We start from the raw sequence: 2,193 nt of genomic DNA on the forward strand, positions 1-2,193 counted from the left end.
CTATTCAGAATTTCTTAAACGATAACTGTATTTTGTAAACGGATTTATGTTTTTTCAAACTTTGCAACAGAACCTCTGAAATTATATTAATTCAAATGGCTGCACAAAAACGGAATTTTTCGGAGTCTGATTTAAAGAACATCTACAAAAAATAAATATTTTTTGTATTTTGTAGCATATTAAGACCCTAGGAGGTGATATATATGGCAAACAAAAATGGCAGAAGTCGTAATGAAGTAGTGATTCGAGGAGCTGAAAGTGCAATCGATCAAATGAAATATGAAATTGCACAAGAATTTGGTGTGCAACTTGGTGCGGACACGACAGCTCGTTCAAACGGTTCGGTTGGTGGTGAAATCACAAAGCGTCTCGTAGCGATGGCTGAACAACAACTTGGCGGTGGGATTCATCGTTAGCCTTAAATACACATGAATAAAAGGAGAGACGCTACGTCTCTCCTTTTATCGTTTCAAAATATGGCGTATGTCCGACATGTCCATATTGGTAAACTTCGCAATATCTTCGATATCCATGCCATTTTTATGCATGCCACGAATCAGTTGAATTTTTCCTTCTTGAATGCCTACTTCTTTTCCTTTTTCCATACCCTCTTGAAGCCCTTCTTCTTTCCCAACCTCACGAGCATGTGCTAATTTGGCTTGCTCATCAAATAAAACCTTTTCTCTGGCTTCATACGCTAAGCGGAAAGAACTGCTCTGACTCATGTTCTCCCATTTGTGGATTGCCTTTTGTAACATCGGGTCTTGTTTCATGGCGATGTCCTCCAGTGTGTGGGTCAAATGTTCATCTTCATGTGCTGGTAGCAAAAGCAACCAACGAGCAAATTCATTTTCCCACGGATTAATTTTTTCTTCTCTCCATTGCTGTAGCAATTTAGGAATTTCAATGAAATGGATTTCCAAATCTTCGAGTAACACTTCCTTGTGTTGTTGACTCCAAAACTGTCCAATTGTATGCATATCATTATAATGAGGAAAGAGATCAAAATCTAATAGATTGATGGCAATGGTTTTTCGTAAAGAACGGTATGGCATCCCTTTTTCTAATTGAGATGTATATAATTTACTCCAGTAATATAAGGAACGTTTTACAATCTCTTGTGTATTTCGCAACTGTATTTCTACATTTACTTTTGTCCCATCTTGAAGTGTAGCTAATATATCTAGTATGGATAATTTATCTTCTTCATATTCTTTATGCAAATGTGGGTCTTCAATTTTTAGCGATACAATCGGTATAGATAAGGACTCCTGCAAGATTGCATTTAAAAAAGAAATCAATAATTCCTCTTGTCCTTGTACACCAAATAATTGCTTAAAAGCAAAATCGACTCGTAAATTCACTAAAGGTTGATTCATGGATAGAGTCACCTTTCTGTTTCGTATTCTATATGTCTATTGTATCGGAGAAGGAAGAGAAGAAGCAACCCTTGTGAAGATGTTTGGGGTTATTTATTTTTAAAGGCATTATGGTACGTGAAATTATATTTTTGTAGCTTAAACATGCGCCTATCTTTTTATGTCTTTCCCTTTTCTATCGCGGATTTTACCTGTAATCTTTTAAACCTCCTTATCAATTTCTGTGCGGGGATTTCGTCTTTTTACATGAAATATATTCACTTTGTCTTTTCTTTTGTTAGAAAGGCATCTGAGCGTCCCTTTTTCTCACTTTCCGCAAAAAAATGAACGATTTTCTCGGGTTCTAAAAACCAATAAAACAAAATATAAGGATTAGATATGAACCGTCAAATGAGAAGAACAATAGTACACCGCTCGGTGTTTCAACTTTTCATGCGTGTATAATTTTTGTTTATCAAATAATTTTGGATGCTTCTGTCTATAGTATCCGAACAATTCTTCTCCATTTTCCCGTATACGATACCGACGCGTTTGTCTGATTGTACCTGGTATTGCTTCAGGAGCAAACTGTTTGAGTATTTGTAATGCTTGTGAAGAAGGGATTTCTTCCCCTGTCACATAGGCATGGATAAAAATGAGTTCTTTTATTGTGATATACGTGTAATATGAATTTACAGCCATAGAAGAATCCCCTCCTCGTGATATTATCCCCTTAAGGTAGACAGTGTAAAAAGACTATGAATACACATGGATGTTACACTTTTACTTGGAGGGGATTTTATTATGGTTAAAAAAGGAGATACATTTCAAAATT

General features: G+C 35.8%; 3 protein-coding genes. 1 reads left to right on the plus strand and 2 read right to left on the minus strand.

The annotated features are described in order from the left end of the window. The first annotated feature begins 203 nt into the window (after positions 1-203). Positions 204-416, plus strand: coding sequence for an alpha/beta-type small acid-soluble spore protein (locus JDS99_RS30430; protein WP_199696445.1), 213 nt, complete (start codon positions 204-206; stop codon positions 414-416). Between the two features lie 45 nt (positions 417-461). Here the strand turns inward: JDS99_RS30430 and JDS99_RS30435 are convergent, their stop codons facing one another. Further along, on the minus strand, positions 462-1,379 hold the full coding sequence (locus tag JDS99_RS30435; RefSeq protein ID WP_199696446.1) for an Rpn family recombination-promoting nuclease/putative transposase: 918 nt from the start codon (positions 1,377-1,379) through the stop codon (positions 462-464). Positions 1,380-1,751: 372 nt separating this feature from the next. Continuing rightward, a complete protein-coding gene (locus tag JDS99_RS30440) occupies positions 1,752-2,060 on the minus strand; it encodes a 50S ribosomal protein L7ae (RefSeq protein WP_199696447.1) in 309 nt (102 codons plus the stop codon). Between the last annotated feature and the right edge of the window lie 133 nt (positions 2,061-2,193).

The sequence above is a fragment of the Bacillus cereus group sp. N6 genome (genome assembly GCF_016483705.1).
GTDB lineage: Bacteria > Bacillota > Bacilli > Bacillales > Bacillaceae_G > Bacillus_A > Bacillus_A wiedmannii.